The organism is Burkholderia sp. RF4-BP95 (assembly GCF_001521985.1).
Taxonomy (GTDB): domain Bacteria; phylum Pseudomonadota; class Gammaproteobacteria; order Burkholderiales; family Burkholderiaceae; genus Burkholderia; species Burkholderia diffusa.
This window is the reverse complement of sequence record NZ_LOSX01000069.1, coordinates 40,430-53,927: the sequence shown is the minus strand read 5'-3', so window position 1 is coordinate 53,927 and position 13,498 is coordinate 40,430. Positions and strand designations below refer to the sequence as shown.

Below are 13,498 nucleotides of genomic sequence, written 5' to 3'. Positions count from 1 at the left end.
TCGCCGGTCAGGCAAGCGCTTTGGTCGTGTCCGCCAGGGCTTCCGTATCCACTGCCCGGCCCTGGTTCATCCACTTGCGTGCGAGCTTGAGCTCGCGTGCGTTGTTGATGGCGATGACACCTCTCACATGCCCATCGCCTACGAAAAACAGCGTCGCGCGTCGCGCGGCGATATCGCCGCGCACGACGAGCTGCGCGTCGGCCGGCAGATCGCCGAGGATCTGCAGGTTCACGTCGTACTGATCGGACCAGAACCACGGAATCTCCGCGTACGGCGCGCGCACGCCGAGCACGGCCTTCGCGGCCGCGATCGCCTGGTTCTGCGCGTTCGCCCACGATTCGAGCCGCACGCGCCGCTTCAGCCAGCCGTTGTGATGGTTCGCAACGTCGCCGCACGCGAAGATCGCCGGATCGCTGGTCGCACCGAATTCGTCGACCACGATGCCGTCGTCGACCGCCAGGCCCGCGTCGCTCGCCAGCGTCGCGTTCAGCGCGAGGCCGATGCCGGCCACCGCGAAATCCGCATCGATCGTCGTGCCGTCGGCCAGCGTCGCGCGCACCTTCGACGCGTCGTCCGGTTGCGCGTCGAGCGACGCGAGCGCCGCGCCGAGGCGCACGTCGACGCCGTTCGCGCGATGCAGGTCGAGCAGGAAGTCCGACACGATCTGCGGCACCGAGCGGCCGCACAGGCGCGGCGCGCCTTCGACGACGACCGCTTCGACGCCGAGCTTGCGCGCGGTCGCCGCGACTTCGAGGCCGATCCAGCCGCCGCCGATCACGAGCACGCGCCGGCTCGCACGCAGCTTCTCGCCGAGCGCGGCCGCTTCGTCGAGCGTGCGCAGGTAGTGCAGATTCGGCGTCCTGACGATTGCGTCGGGCAAGCGACGCGACGTGCCACCGGTCGCGATCACGAGACGGTCGTATTCGATCACGAGGCCGCTTTCGGTCTTCACCACGCGGCGCGCACGGTCGATCGACGCCGCGCGTTCCGGCTGCCACGCCTCGACGTTCAGCGCGTCGAATTCGTCCGGGCGCACGACGCGCACCGTTTCGATGTCGGCATCGCCCGCCAGCACGGCTTTCGACAGCGGCGGGCGCTCGTACGGCAGGTGCGGCTCGTCGGCGATCATCACGAGGCGGCCCGCGAACCCTTCCGCGCGCAGCGTCTTCAGCACCCAGCCGGCGGCCTGGCCGCCGCCGACCACGACGACCGTGCCCGGCACGGCCGGCGCTTGCGTGTGCGCTTCGGTCATGATTTGCGCTCCGTCATGAACTTGCCTTCCGGCGCCTTCGCGTTCTTTTGCCGGCGCGTATTGCCGTCGAGGCCGCCGTCGACGGCCCATTCGGCGAACACGGTCGGGCCCGGCTCGAATTCGCGCGGCTGCCATTCGGGCGTCAGCACGTCCTCGTCCGCGTAGTACTCGATCAACGCGCCGGCCGGATTCTGGAAGTACCAGAAGTACGCGGACGACACCGGATGACGCCCCGGGCCGAGTTGCGTTTCCCAGCCGCAGCGGTCGATGTGCATGCCGCCGCCGAACACTTCGTGGATATCGCGCACGGTGAACGCGACGTGGTTCAGGCCGCGCTTTCCGTTCGGCAACGCGAGCAGGAACAGGTCGTGGTGGCCGCCGTGCGGCGCGCAGCGCATGAACGCGCCGCGGCCCGGATAGCGATCCGACGTCTCGAAGCCGAGCAGCTCGTGATAGAACTTTTCCTGCGCGTCGAGGCAGTTCGTGAAGAACACGACGTGGCCGACCTCGACCGGCTCGGCGCGCGCATAGATCGGGCTCGGCTGGTCGACCCGCGCCGTCCGGCCCCACACGTTCGACGGCGAGCCGGTGATGTCGAGCGCGCGCTTGCGCGTCACCTCGATGCGGATCGCCATGCCGTTCGGGTCGATGCAACCGACCGCATCGTCCTTCGCGTAATAGCCGGGCTGGCCGGCCAGCTTCGCGCGCAGCGCGTCGACTTCCTGCTGCGTCGCGACGCCCCACGTGACTTCGCGCAGCGTCGGACCCGCTTCGAACGCGGGCGGCAGCGACGGATCGTCGGCCTTGACGACCAGCACGGTGCAGCCGTTCAGCGTTTCGAAGCGTGCGCGCGTGTCGTCGTGCGCGACTTCCTTCAGCCCCCAGTCGGCGAAAAAGCGCCGGCACGTCGCGAGGTCGTCGACACCGTACGTGATCTGCTCGATACCCAAGATGCTCATTGCGTCATTCCCCTTCGCTCAGTTCGCCCACGGCAGCGGCGCGTCGTTCAAGCCCCAGTAGAGGCTCTTCTGCTGCATGTACTCGCGGATGCCGAGACGGCCCTTCTCGCGGCCCATCCCGCTCTCCTTCCAGCCCGAGAACGGCGTGGAAATCGAAAACAGCTTGTACGTGTTGATCCAGACGGTGCCCGTCTCGAGCGCGCGCGCGATGCGCCATGCGCGCTTGTAGTCGCGCGTCCAGATGCCGGCGGCGAGGCCGAACACGCTGTCGTTCGCCTGCGCGATCAGCGACGCTTCGTCGTCGAACGGCATCGCGACCAGCACCGGTCCGAAGATTTCCTCCTGGCAGATGCGCGCGCTGTTCGGCAGGCCTTCGAGAATCGTCGGCTGGTAGAAGAAGCCGTCCTCGCGCCCGTCGCCCGACGGACGCTCGCCGCCGCACAGCAGACGGCCGCCTTCCTCCAGCCCGAGCGCGACGTAGCGCTCCACCGATTCGCGATGCTTCGCGGTGATCAGCGGACCCATCTGCGTGTCGGGCCGCGTCGGGTCGCCCACGCGCAGCTTGCGCGCGCCGGCCACCAGCCGCTTCATGAATTCGTCGTACACCGAGCGCTGCACGAACAGCCGCGAACCCGCGATGCACGCCTCGCCCGACGAACTGAAGATGCCGTACAGCACGCCGTTGACCGCGTGATCGAGATCCGCGTCGTCGCACACGATCGTCGGCGACTTGCCGCCGAGCTCCAGCGACACGGGCATCAGCTTTTCCGCCGCGATGCGCGCGATGCCGCGACCCACTTCGGTGCCGCCGGTAAACGACACCTTCTTCACGAGCGGATGGCGCACCAGCACGTCGCCGATCACCGAGCCCTTGCCCGGCAGCACGCTCAGCACGCCCTTCGGCACGCCGGCCTCCTCGCAAATGCGGGCCAGCGCGAGCGACACGAGCGGCGTGACTTCGGCCGGCTTGAGCACCACCGCGTTGCCGCCGGCGAGCGCCGGTGCGAGCTTCTGCGCGTCGGATGCGATCGGCGAGTTCCACGGCGTAATCGCCGCGATCACGCCGATCGGCTCGTGCACGCTCATCGTCAGGTAGTCGCCGCGCGACGGCGTCAGTTCTTCGTCGAGCGTTTCCAGGCACGCCGCGAAATAGCGGAACGTGTTGGCCGCGCTCGCCACCAGCACGCGCGTCTCGCCGATCGGCTTGCCGTTGTCGCGGCGCTGCAGGTTCGCGAGCGCCTCGTGACGCTGCATGATCAGGTCGGCGATCCGGTACAGCACCAGCGCGCGCTGGTGCGGCTTGAGGCCGGACCAGTCCGCGCGGCGCCACGCGGCGTCGGCGGCCACGACGGCGTCGGCCGCGTCTTCCGCGTTCGCCGTCGATACTTCCATGTTCAGCGACTGGTCGGCCGGATAGATGCTCGCATAAGGCGCGCCGCGACCGCGCCGCCACTCGCCGCCGATCAGGATGTCGCCGTTGGGTACGAGGCTCGTATCGAATGGAGTCATGTCACAAGTCCCACAAATCTGTCTCTGCGCAGCCGCCCGCGCCGTGGCGCCGGCGGCCGTTCAATGGCCCGAATGGCTGCGTCGCCCGCTCAGATCACGCAGCGGGCCGCGCGGTTGCGCAGCGCGCGAATCGCGCTGTACGCGGTCAACGCGGACGTCTTCGGGTTGTCGGGCAACGGCTTGCCGCTCATTTCGAGCGACATCTCGCCGAACGCGCCGCGTGCGGTGATGCGGTGCACGTTGCGCGCGACGGCCGGATCGGCGATCAGGCGCACGCGCGTCGCATCGAGACCGAGGCCCGCGAGCGCGACCGTCGCCGCGACGTTCGCGTTCTTCGGATACAGCCGCGCGGCGTCGCGTGCGGTGCCTTCGAAGATGACCTTCTCTTCGGTCATCGCGCGCAAGTCGCACAACGCCTCGGCGGGCGTGCCGAGCCAGCCGAGCGGCGGCTTGCGGCCGACGTACAGCACCTCGTCGAGCCCGCCCTGCTTCGCCGACGCCAGCGCGTCGATTCCGCCGATCGCGCCGGACAGCAGCGTCAGCGTCGCGTCGCCTTCGTCGGCGGCCTGCGACAGCACGTCGAGCAGCGCGAGGTCGGACAGCGCGCCGATCGATGCCACCGCGCAATCGGTGCCGGCCTTCAGCAGCGGCACGACGTGATCGACGAGCGCGCTGTGACCCGCGCATTCGAGCGCGAACTCGGGGCGGCGGGCCAGTGCGTCGACCGACGACACGACCTCCACCGCGTTGCCGAGCTCGCGCTGCACCGCGTCGCGCTGGTGCTCGGGCACGATCACGTGCGCGACGCGCAACGAGGCGTCATGCTCGACCGCGCGATACACGGCCGCACCGATCGCGCCGAAGCCGATCATCGCGATGTCGACGGGCGCATGCCCGCGGGCTTGGCCGTTACGCATACTGCCGCTCCGACGGCGTTTCTTCCTTCTTCACCGGCGGGCCCGCGAATGCCGATGCGAACGAGCCGACCGACAGCATGTCGACCTCGACCATCACCGGCCCTTCCTTCGCGATTCCTTCGCGCACGATCGCTTCGGCCTCGTCGAGCGACGAAATCCGGTAGTGCGTGAGGCCGAAACTTGCGCAGAACTGCGCGAAATCCGGCTGGTGCAACTGCACGAAGCAGCGGCGGCCGCCGTAGTGCGCGTCCTGGATGTTGCGGATCACGCCGTAGCACTGGTCGTTCATCAGCACGATCATCACGTTCGCGTTTTCCTGCACGGCCGTCACGAGCTCGCCGACGTTGACCATCAGGCCGCCGTCGCCGACCAGGCAGACCGTCTTCGCCGCCGCGCCCGCCAGCGCCGCGCCGATGCCCATCTGGATGCCCTGGCCGATGCCGCCGCCGAGCGCATGCACGCCCGCGCGCGGTTCGAAGATCTTCAGCAGGCGGTTGCCCCACGTGCTGTTCGAGATCGTCACGTCGCGCACCCAGTTGTAGTCGCGGCCCACCGCGCCCTGCAACGTATCGACCAGCGTCTTGTAGGGCCCGAGGCCTTCCGACACGCTGGCGACGGCCTGCTCGCGCGCCGCCGCAAGATCGGCCGCGAACCGCGGATCGACGGACAGGCGGCCTTCGAGGCGATCGGCCAGCTCGGCCAGCACGCGCTTCGAATCGCCGTGCACGAACAGCTCGTTGCGATAGCCGCGGTTGTCGGCGAGCGCGTCGGCGTCGATGCGGAACAGCGGCTGCGGCAGCGCGAGCTTGTACTTCAGCGTCTCGTTGCCGCGCAGGCGCGAGCCGACCACGACGAGCGCGTCGCAGGTCTTGTAGAACGCCTCGACGGACGCATGCACGTTGAACGCGCCGAGCGTCGCCGGATGATCTTCCGGCAGCACGCCGCGGCCCTGCACGCTCGTCACGACGCCGAAGCCGAGCTTCACCAGGCGTTCGACTTCCGCACGGGCGTGGCGCGCACCGCCGCCGATCCACAACAGCGGACGGCGCTTGGCCGCCAGCGCGTCGGCGAGTTTCGCGACGCGTGCTGCGTCGTGCTCGCGCACCGCGACGTGCGCGGGTGCGAGGTCTTCCGGCCATTCGATTTCGGCGGCCTGGATGTCGATCGGAATCTCGACCGATACGGGGCCCGTCGGCGCGGTCTGCGCGATGCGCACAGCTTCGCGGATCGTCGGCAGCACCGTCTCGACCGTGCGCACGCGGAACGCGGCCTTCGAGATCGCGTCGAGCATCGTGAGCTGGTCCGGCGCTTCGTGGATGTAGGCCAGGTCCTGATCGAGATACGGCGTCTCGATCTGCCCCGTGATGTGCAGCAGCGCCGTGCCGGCCGTCAGCGCCTCGACCATCGCGCCGGCCGCGTTGCCCGCCGCCGTGCCCGTGCTCGTGAACGCCACGCCGAGGCCGCCCGACACGCGCGCCAGGCCGTCGGCCATGTTCACCGCGCCGGCTTCACCGCGCGCGCCGACATACCGGATGTTGCCGCGCGAGTTGATCGCGTCGAGGATCGGCATGTTGTGGATCGAGATGACACCGAATGCGGTCTTGACGTCGCACTGCTCGAGAAAGGCGGCAATCAGCTCGCCAACCGTGGTTTTTTTAGACATGGCGTGCAAAGCCTCCAGAAACGTCGATATGGCTGCCCGTCGTATAGGACGACAGATGCGTTGCGAGATAAAAAAGTGCCCAGGCGGCCTCGTCAGGCTTGCCGAAGCGGTTCAGCGGAATGTTCTTCTTGCGGGCGAGCGCGCCCGTCCAGTCCTCCCAGCTTTCGCCGGCCTGCGCCTGCGCTTCGTAGCGGCGGCGCCACTGACCCGACTCGACGATGCCGATCAGGATCGAGTTCACGCGGATGCGCTGCGGCGCGAGTTCGGTCGCGAGCGACTTCACGAGGCTCAGCACGCCCGCGCGCGCCGACGACGTCGCGACCATATGCGGCTCCGGCTGCAGCGCGAGCAGCGAGTTCACGCAGGTGATCGTCGGCGCCTGCGCGGCGCGCAGCAGCGGCAGGAACGCGCGCGTCGGGCGGATGATGCTGAAGTACTTCAGTTCGAACTCTTCGCGCCATGCGTCGTCGGTCGTGTCGGCGAAGGTCGACACGCGGCCCTGGCCCGCGTTGTTGACCAGCATGTCGGCGCGGCCGAAGCGGTCGGACACGGCCTGCGCGAACGCGGCCACATCGGCTTCGTCGAGCACGTTGCAGCGCACGGCGAGCAGTTGCGCGCCCGGATATTTCTCGCCGAGCAGCGCTTGCGCGCGCGCGAGGCGTTCGCCGTCGCGGCCGCAAATCGCGACCGACGCGCCGGCCTGCAGGAACCGCTCGGCAGTCGCGAGGCCGATGCCGGACGAACCGCCCGTCACCACCGCCACCTGCCCCGTCAGATCGATCTCAATCATCGGAGTCCTAAAGCCTTCATAAACGTGTGCTCGTCATCCGAGCGGTAATTGAGCCGCCGCGACAGTTCCGCCGCCGCGCGCTGCACCTTGTCGATCAGGCCGTCGGCGATCAGCGTCGCGTCGATCTCCGGCCGGGGCACCGTCACCGTGATGCACGCGACGATCCGCTGCGTATCGTTGCGCACCGGCGCCGTGACCACCGAAATGCCGCGTTCGAACGACGAATTGCTGACGCCGTAGCCGCGCAGCGCATCCTCGCGGATCACTTCGTACAGCGCATCGACCGTCTCCGGCGTCGCGCTCGTCATCCGGTTCAGCGTGCTTTCCGGATACAGCGCGCGCAGCGCCTGAAGCGACAGGTCGCCCATCAGCACGTGACCGTGAGTCGTCGCATGCGCGGGCAGCCGCGTGCCGACGTTCACGCGAATCGAGCTGAACACCGGCGACTGGCTCTGCGCCTTCGCGACGAACACCACGTCGCGGCCGTCGCGGATCACGATGTGCGTCGTGAAGCCGGTCGCGTCGCGCAGGCTCTCGATCACCGGCAGGCCGAGATCGGTCAGCTCGAGCGAGCTCAGGTATTCGAAGCCGAGCCGCAACACGGCGATGCCGAGCTTGTAGTTGCGATCCTTGTCGGCGCGCTCGAGAAAGCCGAGCGATTCGAGCGTCTGCAGCAGACGGAACACCGTCGTGCGCGGGATGCCGAGCCGCTTCGACAGTTCCGGCGCGCCGAGCACCGGCTCGCGCGGCGAGAATTCGGCGAGGATTCGCAAACCGCGTTCGAGGCCCGGCACCACGTAGTTGGCCTCGGACTTCGAGGCGTCCGCATCCTGCTGTTGCAACGGTTCGCTCATTCCAGCCCCCGTTGACGATCGCATTGACGGCAGAACGTGTCGATCAGCGACGAATAAACCGCCGGGGCTTCCACGTAACCCGCGTGACCGGCCTGCGGAATCACCTGCAATCCGACGTGCGCGGCCGCTGCGATGCGCTCGCACGCGGCAGGCGGCGTGATCGCGTCGTTCGCGCCGACCGCCACCGCGGTGCGGCCGCGAAAGCCGGCGAGATCGGACGCGAGATCGGCGTTCGCGAGCAGATGCGTGGCCTGCGCATAGCCGGCCGGCACGATGCGCGCCATGTTCCAGCGCACCCACGCCCGCGCATCCTCGCTCGCGAAACCCGACAGCATGTTGCCGCTGCGCTGCTCGGCGAGCCCGGCCGGGCCGAGTTCCTCGAGCATGGCAAGGCGTGCATCGCGGCGCGTGTCGCGCGTCTCGGCTGGCGCGCTGCCGTAACCGCCCGCGGGCGAGATCAGCAGCAGGCCGGCGATCCGCGCGGGCATCACGCGGGCCAACCCGCCCGCGACGATCGCGCCGAGCGAATGCCCGACCAGCACGCAGCGTTCGATGCCGAGTGCCTCGAGCCACGCGTTCAGCGACGCCGCGTAATCGGCGGCCGTCGGCGACGCGCCGTGCACGGGCGTCGACACGCCGTAGCCGGGCGCATCCCACGCGAGCACGCGCCGCGACGCGCCGAGCGTGTCGAGCTGGCGCACCCACGATGCGGCGCCCGAGCCGATCCCGTGCAGCAGCACGACGGGCAGCGCGTGGCCCGCATGCTGCGCGCCGGCCTCGCGATAACCGATCGTGCCCGCCGGGCCGGCCGCGCAGCGCCGTTCGGGAAACTGCCCGAGCAGCGCGGCGAACGCCGCGGTGCGGTCGCGTTCACGTTTGTCGATGACACTCATTGCTTGCTCCGCCCCGTCTCAGCGCTTGATCTTCGCGAGCGGCGAATCCGGCGGATACGTCGGCGTAATGGGCTTCGGCGAACCGAGCATCACGCACATCAGCGCGTCTTCCTCGCCGATGTTGATTTCCGTGCGATACACGCCCGGCGGCACCGAGATCAGGTCGCGCTCGCCGAGGATCGCTTCCCAGGTCTCGCCGTCGCGCTCGCAGATCACCTTCATCTTGCCGCGCAGCACGAAGAAGATTTCCTCGACGTCGATGTGGATGTGGCTCGGGCCGATGTTGCCGGCCGGAATGACCATCGTCGAAAACGTGAAGTTGCCGGCCGGCACCGTGTTGACGTCCTTCGCGACGCCCGTGCCGCCCGTGCCGACGTAGCGCATCTGCGCACGGCGATACTTCGGGTCGTAGTCGGCCTGGAACTTCAGCGCGTCCCAGTCGTAGCGCCGCGTCGCGTAGCGCGCGACACGCCCTTCCATCCAGTCGCCGAAGCTTGCGCCGTCCGGCTGGTCCCACGACTTGCGTTCGAGATCTGCGTCCGCCATCGTCCTCTCCTTCATTCAGAGTGAAAACTTCAATTCAATTCATTACGAAGCCGCCGTTCACCGGCAGCAGTTGACCCGTCACGAAGCGCGCGCCGTCCGACAGCAGGAACAGCACGGGGCCCGTCACGTCGTCGGGCACCTGCGCGCGCGTCAGCGCGCGGCCCTGCATGTAGAACGCGTGCCGTTCGGCCGGCACGTAGGCCGTCGCCTCGACTTCGGTGAGCCCCGGCGCGATCGCGTTGACCGTCACGCCGTGCGCGCCGAACTCGCGTGCCTGCGCATGCGTCATCGCGATCACGGCGCCCTTGCTGGCGACGTACGCGAGCAGCTTCGGCGCGCCCCAGAGCGCGGTGTCCGATGCGAGGTTCACGATCGCGCCGCGCCCCGACTGCGCGAGGTGCGGCAGCGCCGCATTGCTGACGAGCCACACGCCGCGCACGTTCACGTTCATCACGGCATCCCAGGTCGACACGTCGAGTTCCGTCGACAGCTTGCCGCCCGAGTTCGTGATCGCCGCGTTGTTGATCAGCGCATCGATGCCGCCGAGCACCGCCGCGCCCTGCGCGACGAATGCGTCGACGCTCGCCGGATCGGCCAGGTCGAGCGCGAAGAAATGCGCGGTGTGGCCGGCTTGCGTGAGTTGCGCGGCCAGCGCACGGCCCTCTTCGACGAGCACGTCGCCGAACGCGACCCGTGCGCCCGCGGCGACCAGCGCCTTCACGAATGCCGCGCCCAGACCGCGCGCGCCGCCCGTGACGAGCACGCGGCGCCCCGGCAGCGACACCACCGGTGCGAATTCAGCCATTCGCGGGCTCCGCCGCGGCCTGCGCCGCACGGTGCGCGTCGAGCGCGGACAGGTGCTCCTGCGCGCGCGTGCGCAGCATGCGGCGCACGCGCGTGACGCCGACGTCGTGCTGGTACAGGTATTCGTGATCGCGCGCGTTCGGTGCGAGGCTTTCGAGAACGTAGCGGTCCTGCTCGAGCACGTCCCAGTGCAGGCCCTCGAGGCGGTTGCGGTACATGAAGCGCCACACGTCGCGCTGCCAGCCGCTGACCTTGCGGGTGCGCCAGAAGTAGACCTGGCAGTTGTCGCCGTCGACCGGCGTCGCGAAACCGATGATCCCGAAGTTGCCGCCCGGGCCGAACTTCTGCTTGTACGGAATCGCGAGACGCATCCACAGGCAGCCCGTTTCGCCGAGCTCGACCCAGTCGAAGTTCACGTCGCGCTGGCCGATCTTCTCGAACATCAGGCCCGTTTCCGTCTTGCGCACGCGCATGTCGGCCTGCTTGTCGCCTTCGGCCATCGAGTGCGACGTCGCGTGGAGATACGCGCCGTGCATCGGGTCCATCACGTTGTCGATCGCGTACTGGTAATTGCACTTCCAGTTCGACACGCACAGGAAGTGGCCGTATTCGTCGGCGACCAGTTCTTCCGGCAGGTTCAGCGGCGCCGGCTCGCCGTGCGCTTCGTCGCCGAACCACAGGAAGATCGCCCCGGCCTTCTCCTCAACCGGATACGACTTCACGCACTTCATGCCTTCGAGCGGACAGTTCGCGACCGCCGGCACGCGATTGACGGTGCCGCCGCCGTCGACTTCAATGCCGTGATACCAGCAGGCGATGTTGCCGCCGAGGTTCCAGCCCAGCGACAGGCGCGCGCCGCGGTGCGGGCAGCGATCTTCCAGCGCGTGAACCTTGCCCTCGTGATCGCGCCACAGCACGATCTGCTCGGACAGGCGCGTGAGGCCGACGGGCGCGTTCGACACCTGCCAGCTCGGGGCGACGGGATACCAGTAGTTCTTGATGCCGCGATCGAGATAGTCGCGGACCGGGTCGTGTTGTGTTTCGTGTTGTGCGGGGGACGTCATCAGTGTGCTCCGGATGCGGTTGTCGTCGGGTCGGCGGTCACGCGGCGCGTGCGCTCATTCCGCCAGCGAGGCCATTTCGGCGCGGAAGCGCTCGGGCGTCCACGCCGTGCCGTCCGGCGCGCGGAAGCCGATGCGGTTCAGGCCCGCGACGACATCGTCCAGCTCGGTCGCGCCGCTCTCGAACACGCGTTCGAGCGCATCGCCGAGGTCGTTTTCATATTGGGTCGGCTCGGCCTTGCGGTTCTGCCAGACGCGGTTCTCGACCTGGCCCGGGATCTCGATCTGCCCCTTGCCGGCGACGTTGTTCGGCTGCGGCGCCACCCACGGCTTCAGGAAGGGATTGAAGTTGACGGTCGCTTCTTTCATGTCATTCCACCTTGATCTGGATTTCCTCGCCGGCCAGCCGCACCGCGTACTGCTTCAGCGCGCGCCCGCCCGGGCCCTTCAGGCATTCGCCCGTCTTGATGTCGAACACGGCCTCGTGCAGCGGACATTCGACCGTGCCTTCGTCGACGAACCCCTGCGTCAGCAGCGCGTATGCATGCGGGCACACGTTCTCGAGCGCATACACCTCGTCGCCGACGCGGTAGATCCCGATTTCGACGCCGTCGGTCCGCTTGAACTCGATCGGCGTGTCTTCCGACAGCGCGCCGGCGTGCCCGGCGCAAACCCATTGTTCAGACATCTCACACCCTTCCTTCTGATCGACTCTCGGTTCGCTCCGGATTTGTTCCATATCCGGAACAGCAGTTTATGGATGGTGATTATAGGAGCGACTTTCCACGAGTAAAACAAAAAGCTGCACGTCCTAGGGAAAACACCGACCGCCCGGTCGACGGTCGGCCCCGCCACCCGCGCCAATTGTGATTTTTTGTTTTATTGCGGGGGTTTAAGCCCGATTCTCAGGATTCCCGACCTGCTGTTGCGGATCGTCTTCAAGCGCATCCGGCCCGATAAATTTATTTTTGATACTTTGCGTGACACCTCTATACTCCATTCCATCAGAGGCACATCGTTCCTTATATGGAACACAAAAATGCCCGCCGGTGGTGAAGAAAGCGCGCGACGGCCGGCCGTCCTCGTGCCCGCCGCCACGGCACGTTTCTCATCAGGTTTGGAGAGTCAGGAGATCAAATGGTCAAGCATGCGGTAGCAGCAGCAATCATCGGAATGGGCGCGGTCTCGGGCGCCTGGGCACAGAGCAGCGTGGTGCTGTACGGCAGCATGGATGCCGGCGTCGCCTATGTGAACAACGTCGGCGGCCATGCGAAGTGGGCCATGATCCAGGGCAACACGCAGCCCGACCGGTGGGGCCTGAAAGGCAAGGAAGACCTCGGCGGCGGCCTGTCGGCGATCTTCCAGCTGGAAAACGGCTTCTATACGAACAACGGCCAGTTCGCGACCGCGAACACGATCTGGAACCGCGCGGCGTTCGTCGGTCTCAGCTCCGACCGCTACGGCACGCTGACGCTCGGCCGGCAGACGCCGCTGTCGTTCGACTACCTCGATCCGCTCAGCACCGCGTATCTCGCGATGAGCTGGTATGCGTTCCACCCGGGCAACATCGACGGGCTCGCCGCGACCGGCAACGTGCCGTACAACAACGCGGTCAAGTACCGTTCGCCGAGCTTCGCCGGCTTCTCGGCCGCGGCGACGATGGCGCTCGGCAACACGACGAACTTCTCGACCGGCAAGTCGGTCGGCGTCGCGCTGAACTATGCGAACGGGCCGTTCAAGGCGTCGGCCGTGTATTCGAACGAGCACGACCGCGCGATCCTGATCGGACAGACGGGCATCACGTCGTTCCAGGGGCAGAACACCGCGAACGGCTATATCGCGAACAAGGTCGAGAACATCGGCGCGGGCGCGTCCTACCAGTTCGGCGACTTCCTCGTGCACGGCCTCTACACGCGCACGAAGATGCAGTCGAACGGGTTTTCCGACACGTTCCAGAGCTACGACGCGGGTGTGAACTACCGCAGCAGCGCGTTCAACACGATCGCGGGCGGCGCGGCGACCACGACGCTGGCCGGCCGCCGCTGGACGCAGGTCGAGCTCGGCGATATCTATTCGCTGTCCAAGCGCACGCAGCTGTACGCGAACGTGCTGTACGAGCACGGTTCGGGCGGCGCGAAGGCCGCGTTCTTCACGGCCGGCGCGTCGAGCACCGCGAACCAGGTGATCGTGCTGACCGGCATCCACCATTCGTTCTGAGCGGCGACGGGCGCACGCGCCCGAGGCCGGAAA

Annotated in this window: 14 protein-coding genes; 1 reads left to right on the top strand and 13 read right to left on the bottom strand. The window is 67.8% G+C overall.

Annotation, left to right across the window (positions count from 1 at the left end):
- Positions 1–7 precede the first annotated feature (7 nt).
- From WS46_RS22990 to WS46_RS22930, 13 genes are all read right to left on the bottom strand, one after another.
- Positions 8–1,252, bottom strand: a complete 1,245-nt coding sequence (locus tag WS46_RS22990) for an NAD(P)/FAD-dependent oxidoreductase (RefSeq protein ID WP_059691873.1) — start codon at positions 1,250–1,252, stop codon at positions 8–10.
- On the bottom strand, positions 1,249–2,211 hold the full coding sequence (locus WS46_RS22985; RefSeq protein WP_059691872.1) for a VOC family protein: 963 nt from the start codon (positions 2,209–2,211) through the stop codon (positions 1,249–1,251). Before WS46_RS22985 ends, WS46_RS22990 begins: the two co-directional genes overlap by 4 nt.
- An 18-nt stretch (positions 2,212–2,229) precedes the next feature.
- Complete coding sequence (locus WS46_RS22980) at positions 2,230–3,720, bottom strand: aldehyde dehydrogenase (RefSeq protein ID WP_059526435.1); 1,491 nt, start codon at positions 3,718–3,720, stop codon at positions 2,230–2,232.
- An 89-nt stretch (positions 3,721–3,809) separates the two neighbouring features.
- Positions 3,810–4,637: an aspartate dehydrogenase gene (locus WS46_RS22975; RefSeq protein WP_059691871.1), complete on the bottom strand. Its 828-nt coding sequence runs from the start codon at positions 4,635–4,637 to the stop codon at positions 3,810–3,812.
- Positions 4,630–6,300 (bottom strand): thiamine pyrophosphate-binding protein, encoded by a 1,671-nt coding sequence (locus tag WS46_RS22970; RefSeq protein ID WP_059691870.1) that lies wholly within the window; start codon positions 6,298–6,300, stop codon positions 4,630–4,632. The genes WS46_RS22975 and WS46_RS22970 overlap by 8 nt, the downstream gene beginning before the upstream one ends.
- The gene (locus tag WS46_RS22965; RefSeq protein ID WP_059691869.1) at positions 6,293–7,090 is read right to left on the bottom strand and encodes an SDR family oxidoreductase; all 798 of its coding nucleotides are present in this window, start codon (positions 7,088–7,090) and stop codon (positions 6,293–6,295) included. Before WS46_RS22965 ends, WS46_RS22970 begins: the two co-directional genes overlap by 8 nt.
- On the bottom strand, positions 7,087–7,944 hold the full coding sequence (locus WS46_RS22960) for an IclR family transcriptional regulator (protein WP_059691868.1): 858 nt from the start codon (positions 7,942–7,944) through the stop codon (positions 7,087–7,089). The genes WS46_RS22965 and WS46_RS22960 overlap by 4 nt, the downstream gene beginning before the upstream one ends.
- A complete protein-coding gene (locus WS46_RS22955) occupies positions 7,941–8,837 on the bottom strand; it encodes an alpha/beta fold hydrolase (protein WP_059691867.1) in 897 nt (298 codons plus the stop codon). The genes WS46_RS22960 and WS46_RS22955 overlap by 4 nt, the downstream gene beginning before the upstream one ends.
- Positions 8,838–8,855: 18 nt before the next feature.
- Positions 8,856–9,383, bottom strand: coding sequence for a cupin domain-containing protein (locus WS46_RS22950; protein WP_059526452.1), 528 nt, complete (start codon positions 9,381–9,383; stop codon positions 8,856–8,858).
- A 34-nt stretch (positions 9,384–9,417) separates the two neighbouring features.
- On the bottom strand, positions 9,418–10,188 hold the full coding sequence (locus WS46_RS22945; protein ID WP_059691866.1) for an SDR family oxidoreductase: 771 nt from the start codon (positions 10,186–10,188) through the stop codon (positions 9,418–9,420).
- A complete protein-coding gene (locus tag WS46_RS22940; RefSeq protein WP_059691865.1) occupies positions 10,181–11,251 on the bottom strand; it encodes an aromatic ring-hydroxylating dioxygenase subunit alpha in 1,071 nt (356 codons plus the stop codon). The genes WS46_RS22945 and WS46_RS22940 overlap by 8 nt, the downstream gene beginning before the upstream one ends.
- 54 nt (positions 11,252–11,305) lie before the next feature.
- The gene (locus tag WS46_RS22935; protein ID WP_059526461.1) at positions 11,306–11,617 is read right to left on the bottom strand and encodes a recombinase-like helix-turn-helix domain-containing protein; all 312 of its coding nucleotides are present in this window, start codon (positions 11,615–11,617) and stop codon (positions 11,306–11,308) included.
- A gap of 1 nt (position 11,618) precedes the next feature.
- Positions 11,619–11,936, bottom strand: coding sequence for a non-heme iron oxygenase ferredoxin subunit (locus tag WS46_RS22930; protein WP_006758060.1), 318 nt, complete (start codon positions 11,934–11,936; stop codon positions 11,619–11,621).
- A gap of 449 nt (positions 11,937–12,385) precedes the next feature.
- Here WS46_RS22930 and WS46_RS22925 point away from each other — a divergent pair, with 449 nt between their 5' ends.
- Positions 12,386–13,465, top strand: coding sequence for a porin (locus WS46_RS22925; RefSeq protein ID WP_059691864.1), 1,080 nt, complete (start codon positions 12,386–12,388; stop codon positions 13,463–13,465).
- Positions 13,466–13,498: the final 33 nt, after the last annotated feature.